Here is a 22,025-nt window from a genome sequence, read left to right on the forward strand (position 1 = left end):
TTATGGTAAGGATACTCATATTAATTGGCGTTATGATACCTACATTGGCTTGGGGGCTAGAGATCTCCCCCTTAGTCAGTGAACTAAACCTCGACAAAAAACAACAGTATCAAATCCGTGTCTCCAATAACGACAGCCAACCTGTAACCATTAGTACATTAGTTAAACAACTCCAATTTGACGACCAGAGCTATGCGCTTGCTGAAGAGAGTAGTGATCACATCGACACTGTTCCTGCCGCATTTACATTAGAGCCCGGCGGCAGTCGTCAAGTGCTGGTTATTGCTCATCCAACAGAACATCAACAATCTCAAAGCTACGCCATTGTCTTCTCCAATGAACTCCTCGACAGCCAGAGTGTCGACTCTTCGATCACAATGCAAGTTAACTACAATGCTATCTTGCACACCTATAAGAACACGCACAATGCCACCATATCCGACGCGACTCTGCCTGTCACCGCAAGTAATAATCAATGGCAGTTTAGTGTTACCAATCAAGGCAATCGCTATAGCCAACTCAGTAATTACGACCTTGAGTTAATATCAAGCAGTGGTGAGCGTCTCATTTTAGCATCTGACGCCATTAAAGCTGATGGCCTTGACGTCTTTTTCCCTCCAAAACAAAAAAGAGACGTCACGTTAAATAGCACCACCATTCCATTAAGTGATATCGTTCAAGTTAGGTTATTAAAATAATGAAAAAAATCATCCCTATACTGGCAGCGTTCTATCCATTAACGGCAGCACTGGAAGGCACTGATCTAGTTGTTCCGAATACACTTTCTTTTGCCAGCTTATTGACATACCAGAGCTTTCCGTCTGGAAACATTAATGTTCAGGTCACCAACACCCAGCAGCTTCTCATCGAATTTCACACCATTGAAGGTTTTTTAAATCAGCGTATTGGTGAGCAAGCAACAGCAAAAATCGCCAGTTCGGTTACCGATGGATACATTGATAGCGCATCAATGGCATCGTTTGGTGTAGACATGACACTTGATGCAGCGACTTTTCAAACCAACGTAAAAATTAGCCAAGACATCATCTTAGATAGCGGTATTTACTTATCAGCAACTGAGCAACCCTACCGTTATGAAGCGTCAACCGAGCCATTTAGTGGCTACTTCAATCTGTTTGCCTCGTTTAACCAAGATGCCGACGTTGATGACAGTGCAATCTTCTCCAGTGTTAACACCTTGGAGAGCGCGCTACGATTTAATAAGTTCAATCTAACCAATGATTTCGAATACAGTTACGATGAAGCAAACAGTAATCAAATTAACCGCATCCAATCACAACTAACCTATGATTTTGCGACTCAGGGCACTCGCGTTACCCTTGGTGACTTCACCCCACAAGTGCTTGGTTTTCAAGGTTCTCCAAGCTTAGTTGGTTTAAATGTTAATCGTAATTTTGGTCAAATACCGACCCGCAATGTTAGACCTTTGACCAATCAACGCTTTACTATCGTGCGTGCGTCACGAGTCGAAGTCTTTGTCGATGACATATTAATACGCCGACTCTCACTCCCCCCTGGTTCATACGACATTCGAGATCTTCCCTTAACTCAAGGGGTGAACAATATTAAGCTGAAAATCATCGACCCCTCTGGCCAAGAAGATATTATCGATCTCAGCATTGCTTCGTCACTAAGTCTGCTTGCCGCTGGTGAGTTTGAATACCATTTTTCTACGGGAAGTATCAGTAGGACAGACAGTGATGGCAGCCTCGACTACGATACTGGCGATGTCGTCCTCTCGTCAGGAATAGAGGCAGGGATAACAGAATCTCTCACTTTAGGCGCTAACGGGCAATTTCGAGATAAGACCTATCAGCTGGGGGCAGGTATAACTTACGCTTTTCCCATTGGCTTAGTTGAGTTACAAGGCGCTTGGAGTGACCATCCAGTACTGGGTAACGGCTATGCGTCACAACTTACCTATGACTCTTTTCTCGATGATGATATCCATTCACTCACCGCACAATATGAATGGAACTCTCTCGAGTTTACGTCGATTAATGATGCGTTAGAAACATTACCTATTCGTAATGAAGATTCTGTTGAACACTTTCTTTCTCTGTTTTATCTCTATCGTTTCAATGCGGACTATTCCGCGACCCTATCTAACTCAACTAACCTTACCTTTGCGGGTGATAGCGATTACACAATTGCGGGCGCACTCTCTGGGCCTATTTTAGATACGCGAGGCACTTGGTTATTTCGTACCACCTACGATAGCAGTGACGACGGCACCGACTTCTTTTTTGCACTGAGTTTTCCGCTATCCGATACGGCAGATGTTGGCTTCTCATATGATACAAATCTAAACCGTATTCAAGCTTCATATTCCGATACCACGAATCCTGGAAGTACTGGTGGCTACTCCATCAATGCACGAACAGAGAATAATGACGATCAAGATATGCTTAACAACGTCAATATTGACTATACTGGCAACCGCTACTTGCTTGCTGCCAACCATATTGATGGTCAGCTTGTTGACGGTGAGTATACCTACCGCAATCAAATAAACTTCCAGACCGCATTAGCCTTCAATCGTCACGCTATTGCTCCAGCTCGACCAATTAATGATGCTTTCGCAACGATTGCCTTTCACGATACCCTCAAAGGGGCAAAAATCGGCGTAAATCCAATTGATGGCGACATATATCAAGTAAGATCAGACACCTTCTCAACACTTGTCGTTCCAGAAATTACCTCGTATGCACAGCAAACGATTGAAACAGACGTAAGCAATCTACCGGCAGGTTATACGCTATTGAACGACGGTTATGAGATCACACCATACCACCGCGCTTCTTATCACTTTACGATTGGCGATGACGCCAATATCACGGTATTGGGGTCTCTGATTCTGTCCGATCGCACACCCGTTGCACTTGTCTCTGCGTCGCTAACCCCAGTCGGTAAGCCAGAGAGCAAACCGATAGAGTTTCTTACCAATACTAAGGGGAGATTTGCAATAACGGGACTTCGTCCTGGTCAATATCAGGTTAAAATTAATACCGCAGACAACCTATCCTTCACCCTCGATGTCCCAGAAGATGAAGGGTATACGATTAACTTGGGTACAATTAAGGTTAACTGATCATGTTTAAGCCCCTGCTATACGCAACCATCGCCATGCTAAGTGCCAATGCATACGCCCAATGCCAACAAAAAATAACGCAATTTTATCAACAACCTGCCAATAAACATCAGAGTTACGATATGTTTGGCAATAACCCGTTTCCATTGAGCCAAACATACGTGGTCAAAGTTACCAATACCGGCACAGAGCAATGCCAATCAACCCTAATTATCAAACCACAAAGCAATGCCCTAACAAATGCGGTAAATCAGCAGCTTAGATTTGAAATCAACAACCTAGGAACACCTTCAAGACGTTTTGAGAATGGTCTCGCTTTATCCGTGCCACGGCTCGAACCTGGTCAGAACAAAGAAATGCAATTTAGCCTTAAGTTCCCCAAAGGCCAGTATGTCCGCAGTGGTCGCTTTTCACAGCACTTTGATATCTACCTAACTCAAGCAAAGAACATTGGTCAGCAACTCGATGAGCGGCGCGAACATTTAACGGCGAATGTAGAGCAATCCGCTCGCATTAGCTTATGGGGGATTGGCGGTGCCAATCGCTATACGGTTGATTTTGGCACCATGACTTCAAATAAAGAGTTAATCTTACAACCCAAGTTACTCGTGCAAAGCTCAACCGATTATAAGCTAGAGATCTCTTCAGATAACCGCGGAAAAATGCGTCATGCCGGAGGTAATCCAGAATGGGACGTCAACTATGACTTCTTCCTTGACAATCAACGTATTAATCTTAATAGCACTACTTTCGAGTTACTGGAGCGACAACCAGAAAACGCAGTCGGGCACCGTTACTCAATGCGTTTTAAGCTGGGCGATGTTAGTCGTCGTCCAGCAGGGAATTATAATGACTCAATTAAGATCAATATAACCCCATCTTTAGCCCCCTGAAGCGTTTTTATTCTTCGCTAAGACCACGTATAGTGTGACATCAATATAACTCAAACATTGATGTCACATGGAAGTCTTACATACCTTTTTTCTCTTCTTTGGTTCGTTAGTCGCCAACACACTTGCAGCACTGTCTGGTGGTGGCGCGGGATTATTGCAGCTCCCTTTACTTCTATTTCTTGGTCTCCCTTTCAGTATTGCCCTCGCCACCCACAAAGTTGCCACCGTGGCACTGGGCTTTGGAGCCGCCACCAAGCACATTCGAGCAGGCACGCTAAACAAATGGTTCACCATTTTTGTCGTCGCCTCGGGTAGCTGTGGCGTTATTATCGGCGCTAATATTATATTGGCCGTGCCAGGTGAATACGCAGAAAAAGCACTGGGCATACTCATCATTGGTCTCGCATTTTTCTCCCATAACAAGAAGGCGCTGGGACAATACGTGAGCGCAAAAAATCGTCATTGGCGGGGAATGCTACTCGGCGGCGCAGGATTGGCCATCATTGGAATCATTAACGGCTCACTGACCGCTGGCAGTGGCCTTTTTGTCACCCTATTTTTAATCTGGTGGTTTGGTTTTGACTACAAGCAAGCTGTCGCACTAACCATGGTGAGTGTGGGATTATTCTGGAATGCGATTGGTGCGTTCACGATTCAATTCGCAGGAGGCGAATTCTACTGGCCTTGGCTACCTGTTTTGCTGCTCGCCTCGCTATTCGGGGGGTATTTAGGTGCCCACCTCTCACAAATACATAATAACCAAGTGATTAAAAAAGCATTCGAGCTACTCTCACTTATCGTCGGAATTAAGCTTTTGCTATAGATGACAAAATTACGCCTTGGGCAAACAAGGCGCATTTTTATCAGTAACAACCCATTACTGTTTTATGAGGTGTATACCTTGTACCCGCCCTGATTGAAAACCTTTTTTAACATAAGGTTCTGGGTCAGACGCTTCCGAGGTATCCGACAAGGTTTTTAAGTATGCAACCAGCGCCTTCTCTTCATCTTTCGTTAATCTCAAGTTGCCCAGCACAAACGGCGGAGTCACTGTGTCCGTAAACTCCGCTTCTGGCCAGCAATTGGCTGCTTTTGCTTCCTCAATAGTCCAATCTTGCGTGTTATCGCAACGCGTAATACCAAAGCTACATGCGGTATCAAATACTGGGTTCGTACCACACTGATCCAAGCTATTTGGAGCAACTGCACTATTGTAGAAGTGCACTAAATCATCCAATGACTTGAACCAGCCATTATGCGTATACGCTTTAACAAAGGACTGTTCGGGGCGCTTATCGACATTACGCAAGGTCGGGGTTTTATGTTGCCCCAAATGGCGTGGGTCGAATGTTGTAGCAGATACGCCAGGATCCGCGCCTAAATTGCCTGGAATTTCTGGGTTATTGGGCACGCCAATATTGTGATACTGATCATCCGTATAACGCTCGTCGGCAGTTGTTCCAAATACATTGCCACTACGGTGACAAAAAACGCAGTTTCCAGGCGTTGCACCTTCTACATTATAGAAAATGTCATGCCCCAAATTTTCTTCATCTGTTAGGCCAGCCAAAGGAAAATTCACGTCTTCCTCAAACGCAGCTTCATCACGTAAGGCAATGTCGCGTTTTGAATCAAAAGGATTATTCGCGTCCGATGCTTGCCACGCCGCGAGAGCTAATGCAAAGTATGCAAAGGTCTGATCAATATATTGACTACCGCAACGCAACCTCACACCGAAGGTAAATTTATACAAATGATTTCCCCACGGCTGGTCTTTCACCGCTCGACAAACCGCTTTTTTATTTGGTAAAGCCTGTTCAACTGAGTTTATAAATGGGCTGGCATGGGCTTGGTCCGATAATGGTCCGACGTACTTCCTATATAAAAATTCATAATGTGGCGCTAGACCATCAAACAACGCAATATTATCTTCCATTTCAATCATGTCACCTTTAGCCCGCCCATTCCAAAATGCACCGCCACAAGGTTGAGGGCCTCGAAATGTTGCGCAGAGAGGGTCGAAGTTAGCCACTCCCTTTAATCGGCGATCCTCCCCCATAAACTGAACATATTTATTCGTTGGCGGTTTTAATTTTCCGTTACCACCATTTGAACCTGTAACAGCCACTTGCTCAGCATTTTGAAGCGAATTACCATTGGTTCCCCCTGTATCACTGGTGTGACACGTCGCACAAGACATATCGCCATTGAATGACAAGCTTTCCTCGAAAAATAGGCGCTTACCAAACTCCTCGATATAGGTTAATGAATCTTCCGCAAATAATTTAATACTGAAAAGAGTCAGGAACATCACTACACATATGCCACTGAAAAGCCGCTTTCTTCTGAGCATCAAACTCATATTATCATCAGGCATACAACCTCCTCGTAGAATGAAACATACCGGATATACATCAACGTTATTGAATTTAGACTTCATTCCATTAACGTTAGTATATTGATGTAATAAAGAGTGCTAGAGAAGGTGGTCATTGATTACAACTATGAATAAGAATATCAATAGAAGCTTACTCCTTTGATATAACTAGATAAAAAGCATTTATTATAAATAAGACATCTATTAACATTACAGAAAGTCATGATAGATAAATATTGCCAATTTATTTGTATTAAAAAAAGTCGTATTTAGTAAATCGAAAAGATACACTTATTGATAATAGTGCCCCATGGCGAGAAGCAGTGACATCAGCATAGTTTAAAATGCCAATGCTTGGGCCGACATGACTCGCTGCCCTAATTCACATCAAAACTACAAGGCAACCTCTGCTAGGGTATTATTATTGAAATCTACTACCTTCAACGTATCATTCTCCAATAGGCCGTAGCTTGCGGGATGGCCTCCACGCGGATAAGTCACCGAGCCTGGGTTAAAGTGAATTTGCTCCCCCACCCATTCCGCAACGGGCAAATGCGTGTGACCATAAGAGAAAATCTCACCGGCTGCGAGTGCTGGCATATTGTCTGGATGATAAACATGCCCATGAGTGAGAAACATACGACGGCCATTGGGTAACAATATCCAATGGTAATCCATCAACAACGGAAAATTGAGTAGCGCTTGATCGACTTCACTATCACAGTTTCCACGCACGGCAATCATTTTATCGGCCAATGGGTTGAGGAGAGCCACTACACCTTGGGGGTCGAGCCCTTCAACAATCGGGTTTCTGGGGCCAAAATTTAGTACATCGCCAAGCAAAACCAAATAGTCAGCACCAGAGCGAGAAAACGCATCTACCACCTTTTGGGCTGCTAGCACGTTGCCATGAATATCAGAAGCAAAAAACAGTTTCACTGGGTATATCCTCTTACTATTACCGCGCCATTGTAACCAATCAACTATACCCAAACCAGTGACAAATCAGTCAACATAGCTATAGCCATCTTCCTCACGCAACATGCCATTAAGCACAATATTGTTGTAACTCACCATGCCGACCACTTTGCCTTTTTCAATCACTGGGGCACGGCTAATCCCAAAATGTTCAAACATCCTAGCGCAATATTTAACATTCATGTCCGGGGAGACACTCAATGCGGGCTTGGTCATAATCTCGTAAACATTGGTACGATTTGGCGCACGATTTTTTGATAGTACCTTTTTGGCAATATCGTTCATTAATACAATGCCATACTCATCTTCATCATCGCGTTTATTAACAATCAGTGCTTTGACCGAAGCCTTTCTGGCAATTCTTATCGCCTCTTCCACAGTGGTTAGGCCATCAACGCAAGCATATGTCGGCATCATCACATCCCTGACTGACACTTTTACTCGATTACTCATAATTCATCCTCAACAAACTTAGCTAGCCGTTCAACTTGGTGAGCGACACCAACCGCATCTTCAATATCAATCTGAACCGCTATCCCTTGCCCTGACGCTTCATCAAACTCGCCTACCACTTTTATTCGCTCAAGAATATGGCGGGCGAGGTGCTCTTCAACCACAAACAACAAAACATCTCGTTGTACTTCTAGGGTTAAACCAAAAAACGTTTTTCGTTTATTGAGTCCCTCCCCTCGTGCATTATTTATCACCGTCGCCCCTGTCGCTCCCGCGTGTCGAGCAGCATCGAGCACCGCATCCGTTTTTGCATCATCCACAAACGCGATTATCAATTTAAAGCGCATCATCATCTCCTCTTCTCTGACGGCGATCTAGCCACGCTGTCAACTGTGCATACCCCATCACTGAAATCATGGGAAATAAACTAGCAAAAGCAATTAGCCCAAACCCATCGATCATCGGATGGCGGCCGGGAACGGTAGAAGCCAGTCCTAAGCCGAGGGCGGCGACCAAAGGAACAGTAACCGTTGAAGTGGTCACTCCACCAGAATCAAAGGCTAATGGAATAATAAACTTCGGTGCGATAAACGTTTGAATCACTACAACAATATACCCGCCAATAATGTAGTAATGGATAGGATCACCAACCACAATTCGAAAACAGCCTAACGCGATCCCCACCGCCACACCGATAGCGACAGAAACCCTTAACCCATTCACCTTAATCGCCCCACCTGATACCTGGCTCGCTTTTATGGCGACCGCAATCAACGAGGGCTCAGCGATGGTGGTACTAAACCCAATCGCAGCGGCAAACACATAAACCCAAATATAGCGCTGCCAGCTAAATGCACTGTCTGCACTCGTTGCAATAAAACTGGGCGCCGTTAACTGCAGGGCCATATTCTCGCCCAAAGGAAACAACGCCATTTGTAACCCCATGAGAAAAAGGCTTAATCCCAAAATTACATAGCCAAACCCCAGCACCATCTTGCCCCAATTTGGCACTCCTCGACGAAGCACACCCAACTGAAAGCCAACAATAATGATCCCAATAGGCAGCACATCTTTAATGGTTGAAATGAATGTAGAGAAAAAGAAAAGTAGAAGTTCTATCATGCGGCTAGCACCATGCCGAAAACCATCACAAAAATCATCGGTAGCAATGAGGCAAAGGCGATCAAGCCGAACCCATCCGTCATCGGGTTTCGACCTTTAATTGACGAGGCAAGCCCCACCCCTAGCGCGGTGACTAACGGTACGGTGATCGTAGAGGTAGTCACCCCACCAGAGTCATAAGCAATACCAATAATGCTATCAGGCGCAAAAGCGGTCATTATCACCACCAACATATAGCCGCCAATAATCATCTTTTGAATTGACCAGCCTTTAATGATCCTCAGCACCCCCAACACTATGGCCAGCCCAACAGAAAAGGCGACCGTAACTCGCAACCCAATCGAATACTGTTGTTGCGCGGGCACACCTGATGCGATAACACCCGACTCGGCGGCAACTTGCGCAGCCTCATGTGCTACGGCGGTTAGCGCAGGCTCGGCGATTGTTGTGCCAAACCCCAAACAAAATGCAAAGGTTAGCAACCAAAACACACTGCCTTTTCGAGCAAAGGCATGCGCCATGCTTTCGCCAATCGGAAATAGCCCCATCTCTAAGCCTAAAATAAAAAAGCTTAAGCCCACGACAACAAGAAGCAACCCGATCAGAATCTGTCCTATATCTGGCAAGGGTTGCTGCAAAATGAAGAGTTGAAAAAAGGCGATGACAAAGATGATCGGTAGCAGATCTCGTAAGCTCCCTAACATCGTCAACCATAAAGCGTGCAATGCGCGCATGCATCCCCCTGCAGCCTACCAGCATTTGAGTATGGCACACTTCTCCTATGCCAACCGTGACCACTCACGCGAAGACGCAACATTTGCGCAACAAGCGCATTACTCGAACAACGTCAATAGGGTGTATGCTAAGAGATAGGAACAAATAGATAAGCGTCAGCACTGGAATGCGCAGAATTAGGACTGCCGTACTGCTCGCCAAAACATGGCAATGTATGGCATTGTAAGTAACGACAATCTAAGCGATAACATTGTTTAGCTCTCGCGAAGTAACACACAGGGTAATGGAATCATGAGAATACTGGTAACAGGGGGAACAGGCTTAATTGGCAGCGCACTGCTACCACACCTAACCCACGATGATATAACAATATTATCCCGCAATCCCACCCGAGCCTATCAGCAATTAGGCCATCACATGAAGGTGCTACCCCACTTAGATGAGATCGATAATTTCGATCAGTTCGATGTTATCATCAACCTTGCTGGTGAACCCATCGCTAACAAACGGTGGAGCCAGCAACAAAAGCAAACAATTCAACAGAGTCGTTGGCAGTTAACCCAACAGCTTGTAGATAAAATCCAGGCCAGTGAATTTCCTCCTCACACCTTTATCAGTGGCTCAGCTGTTGGCTACTACGGTGACCAGCAGCAACAGGACATCGACGAAAATCTTCATGTTGCCGATCAATCGTTTACCCATAAAGTCTGTGACCGTTGGGAGAAAATTGCACTGTCAGCACAAAGTGATAAGACCCGAGTATGCCTGTTACGCACTGGCGTCGTTCTCTCCCGTCATGGAGGCGCATTAACCAAGATGTTACCACTTTACCGATTAGGGCTCGGTGGGCCTGTAGGTAATGGGCGGCAATATTTTCCTTGGATACATATTCAAGACATGGTGAAGGGGATTCTATTTCTAATAAAGCAATCGCACACTCAGGGTGCGTTCAACTTCACCGCCCCTCAGGCCGTCACTAACCGGGAATTTAGCGCGACGTTAGCAAAAGTTCTACATCGTCCTCATCTTCTTATGACCCCAGAGTGGGTGCTAAAGCTCGGCTTGGGTGAGGCGGCGTGCCTAATCTTAGATAGTCAAAAAGTTCACCCGGCAAAGCTACTCGATGCTGGCTACCATTTCTCTTACTCCTCGATAGAGCAGGCTTTGAAAGATACGCTTTTTGACTATCAAAATTAACCGCAGCCTCCCTCCTATCCTCAACCTTATTGCTGTTACTCTGAGGCGATACGCCACTGAGGGTATGCGGTTACTTTAGAGGCGTTAATAGGCGGCGCGTAATACTACCAATAGATAACAAAACAAGCCCTCCGCCTAACAGCGGCAATAGCAGCAACTGCGGATGCCACTGCTGGGGTAGCGTCAACCGTTGGGAGACCACTGCCAAAGCCAACTCTGCACCCAGCATCGCTAACAATGCCGCCAGTAAACACAGCACACCATACTCAAAAATAAGGGTGGCCTTTATCTGCGCTTTTCCCGCCCCCAATGTACGGTAAATCTGCACCTCGCGCTCGCGCTGAATTAAGCTCAACCGAAGTAACGTCACAATAAGCAATACCCCACTTAACACGCCCAATGCCGCAAGCATGGTGAGTGATATGGAGACCTGCGCTAGCATCTGTTGAACCCGAGCAACCATCGTTCTAAGATCCAATACGGTAACCGTCGGGAAATCACGCACCAGTTCCACTAATCCCCGTTCGATATCCTCAATCACCTTAAAGCTCACCAACCAAGTCTGAGGAAACGTTGTCATCACTTCGGGCGGAAAGATAAAATAGAAATTCGGATGCATGTTACGCCACTCTACTTCGCGGATACTGGTGATCTCCGCCTGCAGTTCTGCACTACCCACAGTAAATGTCAGTAAATCTCCCAAAGCCAGTCCTAATCGCTCTGCTATCCCGTGTTCAATACTGACACCGTGATCCCCTGTCCACTCTCCCGCCCACAGGCTATTGTGTTGCGGGATCCCATCAAACCACGTCAGGTTTAATTCTCGTCGTCGCACTTCATCTCCGTCTGAATGCTCGACGACCCATTCTGCAATAGGCGTCTTCCCAACCGCGGTTAACCGTCCTCGAATCACTGGATAGGCGTCTGAGCGAGAAAAACCTGCATCATCAACCCGCTGTAAATAATCAACCCGCTGCGATGCTTCAACATTTAATGCAAACACGTTGGGTGCGTCAGCTGGCAGGGTATGCTGCCAGTCACTCAATAACGCCGAGCGCAACAACCAAATAACCGCTAACAACATCAATGCACTAGAGAGGGCCACCATCTGCATGCTAGTTTGCCATGGAGAACGCTTAATTCGGCTTAGCGCCAATACCAAAGCTGGCCGCGAAGCCGTTTTTCGCATTAGCCATATTCCCCCCCAACCCAGCAATGCCATCACTAACATCATGACCACAAAACCAAACAACACGCCCCATACCAATAAGTTACTACCAAACCAGCTAAAACCGGCAATAATAGGCAGTAAAACCAATACCCAATCACGCCGTGATGTCGGTAAAGGTGCATCTTGCAATACCGCAATGGCAGGAGAGCGCAATAACCTCAGTAACGGGATACCCATCGCTGGAATCGCAATTAAAATCGCCACTGTTGCCGCGACGACAAAAGGCACAATACCAACACTGGGCAATTCATCAGGAAACAGAGATAACAGGGGAAGACGCAACGCCCACTCTAACCCCACACCCAGCACACTACCTACCACCACACTCACACAGAGCAAACTAACAATTTGTCCCACTAACCAGCGCCGTAACCAGCGTTGGCTCGCCCCTAAACTTTTAAGCATGGCGATAATGCTGCGCCGACTTTGAGCAAAATGCTGGCAAGTTAATGTTAATGTGGCCGCCGACATCAACACCACCAATACCAAACTCAGTGACAGATACTGCTTTGCCCGTACTAATAACTCTGCTGTGCGCCCTTCCGTCTCTTCACTTAGCCAGCGCCGACCGGGCTGGGCAGGAAAGCGGGTCTCTAACGCTTGTAGTTGCGAATCACTACCTGTGAAATAAACGCGATATGATGCGCGACTTCCTGGTAATAGCGCACCAATCCTAGGGACGTCATTGAGATGAACCAACACCGTAGGCATTTGATTAAAGGGGTTAAATGACAATTCAGGGTCGCGCTCAATACGCCCGCTGACGGTAAATAGTGCATCACCAATATTAACCTGTTCGCCAACGTTGACCGCCAACAAATCAAATAGACGCGGTTCTAACCACAACGCGTTTTCTTGTACCGCATCGTATACCTCTGACTCGGTGGCGAGTTGTAAGTCACCCCGCATAGGAAAGGCACTTTCAACCGCTTTGACACTGACTAACTGCATGGCGTTATCACTAAAGGCCATGGTGCTAAAGCGGATCTGTTGGCTAACCTGCTCAGCCTGTTCACTTGCCGCCAGTAACAGGTCATCTGCAATAGGCTGTCGACTTACCACGACCCGATCTGCAGCGAGCACCGCCCGCCCCTGTTGAGTCATTACCACTTCTATTCGAGTAGCAAGCATCGCCAATGCGGCCACTGTCGCCACAATCAAGGTTAACGCAGCCACCACCGCCCACAATTGGCCATGGCGGATTTCACGCCATCGCCAACGCCACAATAAATGCTTCATAGTGACTCCTGCGCTTCTTGCACTCGACCCGCTTCTAAGGTGATAACACGATCACAGCGCGCCGCTAACGTACTATCATGCGTGACCAACACTAACGTCGTGCCATATTCTCGGTTCAGCGCAAATAGGTGATCAACAATATGAGCGGCTGTTTGCTGATCCAAATTACCAGTCGGTTCATCAGCAAACAGGACTTTAGGTCGAGTGATAAAGGCTCGAGCGAGCGCGACTCGCTGCTGTTCCCCGCCAGATAACTGACTCGGCAGATGTTGCTCGCGTCCTTCCAGTCCAACATCTTGCAATAACGCGTGTGCTCGAGCCTCATCCACAGATTCGCCTTTCAACAACTGGGGCAGGACAACATTCTCTAATGCTGTCAGTGAGGGGATTAATAAAAAGCTCTGGAAAACAAAACCAATGGATGAGGCGCGTAGTGCTGCCCTCTGTTCGCCATCCCAGCTTGAAATGGGATGACCAAGCAATTCGACACGCCCTTCACTGGGGACATCAAGTCCTGCCAATAGTGTCATTAGTGTCGATTTACCCGCACCAGAGACACCAACAAACGCCACACTTTGGCCTGCCGCTATTTCTAGGGAAACATCTTGCAAAATGGTAAGATGCGAAGTAGATGTTGAGACATGCTTGAATACAGATGCCGCTCGAATTATGGATGATGTCATGAGAAAAATCCTTTTAGCTTTTATACTTAGCCTAACCAGCAATAGCAGCTTCGCCAACTCCAATCTATTGATATTGGGAGATAGCCTCAGTGCTGGTTATCAAATGCAGCCAGAAGAGAGCTGGCCTTACCTGCTTCAAAGCCGTGTGAGTGAGCACAATATCACTATTATCAATGCCAGTATTTCTGGAGATACGGCTGGCAACGGCGCAGATAGGCTACCCGCGCTGCTCGACAACCATCAACCACACTATGTATTAATCGCATTGGGCGCCAATGATGGTTTACGCGGCTTTCCTCCCGCTAAAACACGCCAGCATTTACAAACCATGATCCAAGCGAGCCAGCAAGCAGGGGCGCAAGTTTTACTCATGCAAATTCGGGTACCGCCCAATTATGGGCAACGCTATAGCCAACTTTTTGAAGCCATTTACCCCGACTTAAGTGTAGAGTTTAACATTCCACTGCTACCCTTTTTTCTCGAAGCGATCATCGAAAATCCCGCTTACATGATGCAAGATGGCATCCACCCCAATCCCTCTGCACAACCCCTGATCCGCGATTTGCTATACGATGCATTGCAACCATTATTTGAACAAACTCTGCTTACACAATAACAAGGATGTCTATGTCTGATTCTATTCTCATCACTGGTTGCTCCTCTGGCATTGGTTACACCTGTGCCCATGCCCTACAACAACATGGCTATCGCGTGATCGCCTCATGCCGACACCCAGAGGATGTTACGCGACTACAACAAGAGGGGCTAGAGTGTATTCAACTCGATCTCGCCGATCGTCACAGTATCGAGCAAGCGGTCGCCGCAGTGACGGCATTGACCAATGGCAAACTGTTTGCGTTGTTTAACAATGGTGCCTACGGGCAACCCGGTGCACTGGAAGATATCTCCACAGATGTCTTACGCACACAGTTTGAAAGCAACTTCTTTGGTTGGCACCAACTAACGACCTCACTATTGCCAATGATGCGGGAGCACGGCCGCGGTAGGATCATTCAAAACAGCTCTGTGCTAGGGATTGTTGCGCTTAAGTTTAGGGGAGCTTATAACGCGAGTAAGTTCGCCATTGAAGGCTGGACCGATACCCTACGCCTTGAGCTTGCAGACACCGACATCCACATTAGCCTAATAGAACCCGGCCCCATCGAGTCGGCGTTTAGACAAAATGCACTCAAAGCCATTGAACAGAATGTAGATGTCAACAACAGCATTTTCCGGCAAGCGTATACGACGCAACTTGATAGATTAAAGCGCCCCAACGGGGACGGAAAGTTTACGCTTCCTGCGACAGCGATTGTTAAACCATTACTTCATGCATTGCAAAGCCCTCGACCACGAGCACGTTATCGAGTAACCACGCCAACGAAGATCAGCGCATTGCTTAAAAGAGGTCTGCCGACTCGCTACTTGGATCGCGTTCTCTTACGAAATGATTAGCATAAACAAGAGCTTCAATGCGATTTAATCCTTTAACGCCTAAAAAGGAACCTTTTGTAATATTAATGACATGTTTGTTTGTTAGTGTAATTAACCTCAGAGATGCCCGCTTGTTCAGATAGATCACTCAACAACGTGTAGCTCAAACGGCGAGTCTCTGAGGTTACTACAACATTAAAATACTAAGAATAAGTAAAATAACGGTGAAACATGTCTCTACGTCAAATTAATTTCATTTGTATCGGTATAGCGCTCGCTGTACTTCTTACTTTTTGAACATGCTCTTTCCCTAAATAACAAAAGTGGCTGTAGACGATGGTTTCTCCCTTCCACCACAGCCTTTTGTTTTATCTTCCTTCTACAACTTACCGTTTTCCCTTGATATCTCACCAACATACCCCCACATTTATCATTAGAAGAACAAAGGAACTTAAAACATGAACAGCCCTCAAACGATTGCAATCAACGAACAAAACTTAGCCCAAGTTATTGAGCAGTCAATGCAAACGACTGTTATTATTAGTTTTTACGCACAGTCAGTGCCTGAGTCTTTAGAAGCAACACAATGGCTAGAACAACTCACTGCCCCCTATCAGGGCATGGTGCTATTAGCGACATTAAACTGCGAAGAGCAGATGATGGTCGCGCAACAGTTTGGCGTTCGTAGCCTGCCAACGATCGCAGTATTCAAGCAAGGTCAAGCCGCTGATGGCCTAGCCGGCCCTCAAACTGAAGCAAGCCTACGTGAAATGTTGTCTCGCCACCTGCCAAGCGAAGATGAAATCGCCCTACAAACAGCATTAAAGCAGGCTGAAGAGGGAGATTTCTCGCAAGCCATCCCAGTTCTAAGAGAGCTTGCCCCAAAACTTCCTCAAGATAGCTTGGCAACACTGGCCTTGATCAACGCATTGCTAGAAACCCATCAAATCGACGAAGCAGAACAACTGTTGGCCACCATTCCAATGCAAGATCAACAGAGCCAATATAAAGCGCTACTGTCGAAGCTTGAATTATTAAAGCAAGCTGGTAATAGCCCAGAGATCCAACAGCTCGAAGAAAAGCTTGCCAATGATGAAAACAACGAACAGCTGCGTTTTGAACTGGCCATCCAGTATCATCAGGTTAATCGGGATGAAGAAGCACTCGAGCTACTACTCGCACTCCTTCGCAGCGATCTCAATTGCCAAGATGGACAGGTAAAGAAAACCTTTATGGATATCGTTACTGCCTTAGGGCAAGGCAATCCGATTGCTAACCGCTATCGTCGACAGCTCTACACATTGCTCTACTAATTAATTAGTTCAGTTATTGCGCTATTTTCAGCATGACTTGGGAGGGAGATCTCCCTGTCATGCTGATAACAAACATTAAGCAAGCAAATCATTTATGATATTGTTATATAATACAGATAGTTATTGAGCAGTGGTGATATTAAAATGGCGGTGCCAATAGGTAGAATTAAACAGTGAATACGTGGACAAACGTTAGTTTTTAATCGCTTACTTGAAATAATCACTGATTATTTTCATTCATCACGATTTAAATCGTCGTCCATATCACAGCTTAACTCTCTTCATCACTTCTAACTATCGAGTTTATTGTCATTTGGTGATGATATCTCGCGTTATTTTTACCCTATTTTTGCCGCTCTACTTTGTTAAAAGAGAAAGCTACAATTATTGTTCCTCCATTTTTAGCTAGGCAAAAGATTATAATTTAGCTGGCATGAAAATTTATTCTCGTCATTAACTTTAACTAATGACAGAATTTGGTAAAGTTTAAGCGCGTAACTCACCTTTACTCTAGGATACCAAACAAGGAATTATCATTATGGATATTGGCTTTATCGTACAAATATCACTGGTTGTATTAGTTATTATTGTCATTTCTCGCTCAATACGTTTTGTCCCTCAAAATGAAGTATGGGTTGTAGAACGATTTGGCAAATACCAGTCCAATAAAGAAGCAGGCCTGAACTACCTCGTGCCAGTTATCGATCGCGTTTCAGCTAAACGTAGCTTAAAAGAGCAAGCATATGATGTTCCAAGTCAAGCAGCGATTACGAAGGATAATATTCAGCTTATCGTTGATGGCGTCTTGTATTTCCGCGTGCTAGACCCTTATAAAGCCACTTATGGTGTAGATGATTACGCTTTTGCGGTAACTCAGCTCGCGCAAACAACCATGCGTTCAGAGATTGGTAAAATAGAACTTGACCAAACATTTGAAGGTCGTGATGCCTTGAATGCTTCAATTGTATCTGCGATTAACGAAGCTTCCTCTTCTTGGGGTGTCGCCGTTATGCGTTATGAGCTATCAAATATCACGCCTCCAGAGTCAGTGATGAGCGCGATGGAAAGTCAAATGCGAGCTGAACGTGAACGTCGCGCCAAAATCCTTGAGTCTGAAGGAGAAAAAGCAGCAGCGATCAATGTTGCTGAAGGTGAAAAACGTTCTCGTGTCTTGGCCGCTGAAGCAGAAAAGCAAGAACAAGTTCTCGCTGCTGAAGGTGAGGCTACTGCCCTCGTTGCCGTCGCAACCGCACAAGCTGAGGCGCTAAAACTGGTCGGTGATGCAGCAGCAACGGCTGAGGGGCAAAAAGCGGTTGAGCTTGAGCTGGCATCAAAAGCAATCGAAGCCAAGCGTGAAATCGCCAAGGAGTCGACCGTTGTGCTACTACCTGATAGTTCAACAGAAGCTGGCTCTATCGTGGCCCAAGCAACATCAATTTTAAGTGCCATGAAAAAGTAAATAACTAGGCTTTCATATCAATAAAGGGATCACTGATGGGGTTTGATAATTATTTAGCAGAGTGGCTTATTGCTGGTGGTATCGCTCTGATAGTTATTGAAGTGGCAGTTTTGGGGATATCCACGATTATTTTGTTAATCGGTGGTGTATCGTTGATTGTGACTGGTTTAGCTTATCAATTCGAACTGGTTCAGCGCTCAAACCTACCAATATTATTAGCGGTAACGCTTACTGTTCTGATGGTCTTGTTATATAAACCATTACAGAAGTTCCAAAATAAAACCGATGATAAAAACTTAGACCTCGATTTCTCAAGGCACCAACTGATACTAGAGTCAGATGTAGATAAGGACAGTAAAACAACTTATCAATATTCTGGCGTCGCATGGGTATTGAAAAGCAACTCACCGATTCCTGCAGGGACTGAGGTTAAAGTGGTGAAAATGGAAGTCGGTGTAATGTGGGTTGTCCCCACAAACCCTAAACATGAAAACGATGCCACTTCCGCTGATCAATAAAACAAACTAGATTCTCCGCTTTCATGCCACAGGGGCGCAGTGTTAACTCAATGCGTCCCTTTCCTATCGATATTAGCCATCATGATGTTCTGAACACGGAACGGCGGCGCGCTCCCCGCTTAACGCTGTTAATATTGGGCACTGTGAAGACATATCACCCGGGCATGCTTGTGTCAGTGCGCTTAACGTCTTTTTCATCGCCTGCAATTCGGCAATTTTTGTATCAATCTCGGCCAGTTTATCCAGTGCATGCTGTTTCACCACCGCACTATGTCGATCGGGGTTACGGGATAAATCCAGCAATGCACGGCATTCATCTAGGCTAAAACCAATTAATTTCGCCCGCTTAATCAGCTGCAGTTCTGCAACATGCCCATCGTTATAGGATCGATAACCATTCTCTGCTCGTTGCGGTGCTGAAATAAGCAATTTCTGTTCGTAAAAGCGAATAGTTTTGCTTGTTAGTCCGGTTAAACGCGCAATCTCACTAATATTCATTCTACCCTTGACCTTACAGTAACTGGAACCTTTACACTGATGTTATCGTAAAAGAACGGATAAACACAATGATTTATGAGCTACCATTGTCGGGGCTACGCTGCCACCGTTGCATTCAAAAACTAGAACAAGCACTAAGCCAACAAGACAATATCAGTCACTACACCGTCACCAAGACGGATCTACAAGTAACAGGAGAGATCAGCCGAACCTCCTTAATTGCACTTATTCAAGCGCAGGGCTTTGACGTACCAGATAGCATCACATTGGCACTGTCTGGATTAAGCTGTGGTCGCTGCGTCAACAAAGTTAAAGCCGCACTTGAGAACGCGCCCAATGTTGACGATTACCATGTTGAAAAGACGTTTATGCGAGTGACAGGCAGCATTACTGCGGCGGAGCTAACTCAACTGATTGAAGAACTCGGTTATGCTGTTGTACTCGACACACCGCCAACAGCAAGCAAATCGATACATCATGAACACAATACTCCCGATTTAACCCCGCCAAATAACGCTGAAGCGCCCGCCGCAACAGAGCAACAACAGAACACCGCCAAAGGACAACGCTGGCAGATTATTATTCATGGCATGACCTGCGCCAGTTGCGTTGCGTCCGTCGAAAAAACCATTCGTGCACAACCAGACACCACCGAAGTCAGCGTCAATCTTGCTGAAAGTAGCGCAACGGTATACGCCAACGATCCTGAGCCTATTATCACTGCGCTTAACCATGCAGGCTACCCAGCGTCTTTGATGGTGAGCGAACAGCAACGCCGTGAAACTTTAGAGCAACAGTCCCAACAACGTTACCGCCGTCATCTGCGTGATACTGCGATTGCACTCACCTTAAGCTTACCCATGATGGGGTATGGCATGTTTGGTGGCTCAATGATGATTACATCAAGCGAGCTACAAATCGGCTGGGGATTGGTCGGCATACTAACGCTATTCATGTTAGCGACAGCAGGGCGTGATTTCTTCCGCAATGCCATCACCGCGTTATCCCATAAGCGTGCCACCATGGATACGCTCGTCGCATTAGGCACTGGGTGTGCATGGCTCTACTCCATGTTGGTTGTTGTCCAGCCTTCACTCTTTCCTGAAAGCGCGCGACATGTCTACTTTGAAGCTTCAGCGATGATCATTGGTCTAATTTCATTAGGGCACGCAATTGAGACCAAAGCTCGTCGGCGCTCATCAAAAGCACTGGAAAAGCTCTTAGATCTTCAACCACTTCAAGCAATCACTATCGTCGACGGTGCGGAGAAGAGCATCGATATCGACCAAATCACCCCCGGCATGCAACTGCGTTTAAAGCCCGGCGCAAAAGTGGCGCTCGATGGCGTAGTAACACACGGTCACAGCTTTATTGATGAGTCGCTCCTAACAGGGGAGCCAATTGCCGTTAACAAACAAACGGGGGATACCGTTCATGCCGGCACACTGAACCAACAAGGCACATTAGATTACACCGTCACAGCAACCGGAAACGATACCCTTCTCGCACGCATTATTGACATGGTTCGCCAAGCACAAAGCTCGAAGCCAGCCATTGCAAGGCTCGCCGATCGCATTGCAGCCGTTTTTGTTCCCATCGTTGTGATCATTGCCTTGTGCACTGCCCTACTATGGTGGTTACTCGGCCCAGAACCTAAGGTTAGCTACATGCTTGTTGCTGCCACCAGTGTATTGATTATCGCTTGTCCTTGCGCACTCGGTCTCGCAACACCAATGTCAGTCACCATCGGTGTTGGTCGAGCTGCCGAATTTGGCGTGCTCATCCGGGATGCCAATGCCCTTCAGCTTGCCAATAGTGTCGATACCGTTGTCTTAGATAAAACTGGCACACTAACCCAAGGCGCCCCACAAATCACCTCTGTTGCTTTACTAAAACAAGAGCATAGCCTGTCACAACAGGATGTACTTGATATCGTCGCCAGCATTGAGTGTTATTCCGAGCATCCGCTAGCTATCGCCCTTAGCCAAGCTGGGCATTCCGTTCACAACGTTGATCAGTTTATCGCTCATCTCGGTAAAGGCGTTGCAGCTTATGTTAATAACCAGCAATGGTTTATCGGTAATCAACGCTTAATGGAAGAGCAAGGAATTGCATATCCTGCTGAATCTGCTGCAAAACTGGCGGCAAGCGGTGCCACAGCGGTGTTTGTCGCCTGCAATGATCAAGCTATTGCCCTGCTCGGCATTAGCGACCCCTTGCGCGAAGATAGCCAAGCTGCCGTCAGCGCTTTTCAACGAATGGGTAAACAAGTCATTATGCTGACGGGCGATCATCACATCACCGCCAAAGCCATTGCTCAGCAAGCTGGTATTACGGAGGTGATTGCCAATGTACTGCCTGATGGAAAAGCAGCGGCTATTCAGCAACTAACGGAGCAAGGCCGCAGTGTACTCATGATCGGCGATGGGATTAACGATGCGCCAGCATTAGCCGCTGCTCATGTTGGCATGGCGATGGGGAGTGGTAGTGATGTCGCCAAAGAAACGGCGCATTTCACGCTGGTACGCCACTCGTTAGGCTCTGCTGTGGATGCGCTGCAGCTTTCTAATGCGACCTTACGTAATATGTACCAAAATCTATTTGGTGCCTTTATTTACAATATAATTGGCATTCCGGTCGCAGCGGGAATTCTCTACCCATTCACGGGGACGTTACTCAATCCAATGCTAGCGGGCGCAGCAATGGCATTATCATCTATTACGGTCGTCTCAAATGCGAACCGATTGCGCCTATTCCAACCAAAGGCTTAAGGCAAAAACTCA

General features: G+C 46.3%; 20 protein-coding genes. 11 read left to right on the forward strand and 9 right to left on the reverse strand.

Annotated elements, in window-relative coordinates; genetic code table 11:
• Positions 1-2 precede the first annotated feature (2 nt).
• From ACKLNH_RS02495 to ACKLNH_RS02510, 4 genes are all read left to right on the forward strand, one after another.
• Positions 3-698, forward strand: a complete 696-nt coding sequence (locus ACKLNH_RS02495) for a fimbrial biogenesis chaperone (protein WP_413110649.1) — start codon at positions 3-5, stop codon at positions 696-698.
• The gene (locus tag ACKLNH_RS02500) at positions 698-3,112 is read left to right on the forward strand and encodes a fimbria/pilus outer membrane usher protein (protein WP_413110650.1); all 2,415 of its coding nucleotides are present in this window, start codon (positions 698-700) and stop codon (positions 3,110-3,112) included. Before ACKLNH_RS02495 ends, ACKLNH_RS02500 begins: the two co-directional genes overlap by 1 nt.
• 2 nt (positions 3,113-3,114) lie before the next feature.
• Positions 3,115-4,005 (forward strand): hypothetical protein, encoded by an 891-nt coding sequence (locus ACKLNH_RS02505; RefSeq protein ID WP_413110651.1) that lies wholly within the window; start codon positions 3,115-3,117, stop codon positions 4,003-4,005.
• 67 nt (positions 4,006-4,072) lie between these two features.
• Complete coding sequence (locus tag ACKLNH_RS02510) at positions 4,073-4,828, forward strand: sulfite exporter TauE/SafE family protein (RefSeq protein WP_413110652.1); 756 nt, start codon at positions 4,073-4,075, stop codon at positions 4,826-4,828.
• A gap of 54 nt (positions 4,829-4,882) precedes the next feature.
• Here ACKLNH_RS02510 and ACKLNH_RS02515 read toward each other — a convergent pair whose 3' ends face one another.
• The 6 genes from ACKLNH_RS02515 to ACKLNH_RS02540 form a co-directional block, all read right to left on the reverse strand.
• Positions 4,883-6,382, reverse strand: a complete 1,500-nt coding sequence (locus ACKLNH_RS02515) for a cytochrome-c peroxidase (protein WP_413110653.1) — start codon at positions 6,380-6,382, stop codon at positions 4,883-4,885.
• 393 nt (positions 6,383-6,775) lie between these two features.
• Positions 6,776-7,321, reverse strand: a complete 546-nt coding sequence (gene yfcE, locus ACKLNH_RS02520) for a phosphodiesterase (RefSeq protein ID WP_413110654.1) — start codon at positions 7,319-7,321, stop codon at positions 6,776-6,778.
• A 66-nt stretch (positions 7,322-7,387) separates the two neighbouring features.
• Positions 7,388-7,813, reverse strand: a complete 426-nt coding sequence (locus ACKLNH_RS02525; RefSeq protein ID WP_413110655.1) for a CBS domain-containing protein — start codon at positions 7,811-7,813, stop codon at positions 7,388-7,390.
• Positions 7,810-8,160 (reverse strand): P-II family nitrogen regulator, encoded by a 351-nt coding sequence (locus tag ACKLNH_RS02530; protein ID WP_413110761.1) that lies wholly within the window; start codon positions 8,158-8,160, stop codon positions 7,810-7,812. Before ACKLNH_RS02530 ends, ACKLNH_RS02525 begins: the two co-directional genes overlap by 4 nt.
• Complete coding sequence (locus tag ACKLNH_RS02535) at positions 8,150-8,935, reverse strand: DUF1538 domain-containing protein (protein WP_413110656.1); 786 nt, start codon at positions 8,933-8,935, stop codon at positions 8,150-8,152. The genes ACKLNH_RS02530 and ACKLNH_RS02535 overlap by 11 nt, the downstream gene beginning before the upstream one ends.
• Complete coding sequence (locus ACKLNH_RS02540; protein WP_413110657.1) at positions 8,932-9,669, reverse strand: DUF1538 family protein; 738 nt, start codon at positions 9,667-9,669, stop codon at positions 8,932-8,934. Before ACKLNH_RS02540 ends, ACKLNH_RS02535 begins: the two co-directional genes overlap by 4 nt.
• 292 nt (positions 9,670-9,961) lie before the next feature.
• Between ACKLNH_RS02540 and ACKLNH_RS02545 the strand changes: the two genes are divergently transcribed.
• Positions 9,962-10,867, forward strand: coding sequence for a TIGR01777 family oxidoreductase (locus ACKLNH_RS02545; protein ID WP_413110658.1), 906 nt, complete (start codon positions 9,962-9,964; stop codon positions 10,865-10,867).
• 70 nt (positions 10,868-10,937) lie between these two features.
• On the opposite strand, the gene ACKLNH_RS02550 is transcribed toward ACKLNH_RS02545, so the two are convergent.
• Positions 10,938-13,337: an ABC transporter permease gene (locus ACKLNH_RS02550; protein ID WP_413110659.1), complete on the reverse strand. Its 2,400-nt coding sequence runs from the start codon at positions 13,335-13,337 to the stop codon at positions 10,938-10,940.
• Positions 13,334-14,020 carry an ABC transporter ATP-binding protein gene (locus ACKLNH_RS02555; RefSeq protein WP_413110660.1) on the reverse strand — a complete coding sequence of 229 codons (687 nt, stop codon included), beginning with the start codon at positions 14,018-14,020 and terminating at the stop codon, positions 13,334-13,336. Before ACKLNH_RS02555 ends, ACKLNH_RS02550 begins: the two co-directional genes overlap by 4 nt.
• On the opposite strand from ACKLNH_RS02555, the gene ACKLNH_RS02560 reads away from it, so the two are divergent.
• From ACKLNH_RS02560 to ACKLNH_RS02580, 5 genes are all read left to right on the forward strand, one after another.
• Entirely contained in the window at positions 14,019-14,636 is a 618-nt protein-coding gene (locus tag ACKLNH_RS02560) for an arylesterase (protein WP_413110661.1), read from the forward strand. The genes ACKLNH_RS02555 and ACKLNH_RS02560 overlap by 2 nt on opposite strands.
• Positions 14,637-14,647: 11 nt before the next feature.
• Positions 14,648-15,475 (forward strand): SDR family oxidoreductase, encoded by an 828-nt coding sequence (locus ACKLNH_RS02565; protein WP_413110662.1) that lies wholly within the window; start codon positions 14,648-14,650, stop codon positions 15,473-15,475.
• A 437-nt stretch (positions 15,476-15,912) separates the two neighbouring features.
• Complete coding sequence (locus tag ACKLNH_RS02570; RefSeq protein ID WP_413110663.1) at positions 15,913-16,767, forward strand: co-chaperone YbbN; 855 nt, start codon at positions 15,913-15,915, stop codon at positions 16,765-16,767.
• Between the two features lie 538 nt (positions 16,768-17,305).
• Complete coding sequence (locus ACKLNH_RS02575) at positions 17,306-18,226, forward strand: SPFH domain-containing protein (RefSeq protein WP_413110664.1); 921 nt, start codon at positions 17,306-17,308, stop codon at positions 18,224-18,226.
• A 35-nt stretch (positions 18,227-18,261) separates the two neighbouring features.
• Positions 18,262-18,744 carry an NfeD family protein gene (locus tag ACKLNH_RS02580; RefSeq protein WP_413110665.1) on the forward strand — a complete coding sequence of 161 codons (483 nt, stop codon included), beginning with the start codon at positions 18,262-18,264 and terminating at the stop codon, positions 18,742-18,744.
• Between the two features lie 72 nt (positions 18,745-18,816).
• Here the strand turns inward: ACKLNH_RS02580 and cueR are convergent, their stop codons facing one another.
• Positions 18,817-19,242, reverse strand: a complete 426-nt coding sequence (cueR, locus tag ACKLNH_RS02585; protein WP_413110666.1) for a Cu(I)-responsive transcriptional regulator — start codon at positions 19,240-19,242, stop codon at positions 18,817-18,819.
• Positions 19,243-19,310: 68 nt separating this feature from the next.
• On the opposite strand from cueR, the gene ACKLNH_RS02590 reads away from it, so the two are divergent.
• Positions 19,311-22,013 (forward strand): copper-translocating P-type ATPase, encoded by a 2,703-nt coding sequence (locus ACKLNH_RS02590; RefSeq protein WP_413110667.1) that lies wholly within the window; start codon positions 19,311-19,313, stop codon positions 22,011-22,013.
• Positions 22,014-22,025: the final 12 nt, after the last annotated feature.

The organism is Thaumasiovibrio clandestinus (genome assembly GCF_047250365.1).
Lineage (GTDB): Bacteria > Pseudomonadota > Gammaproteobacteria > Enterobacterales > Vibrionaceae > Thaumasiovibrio.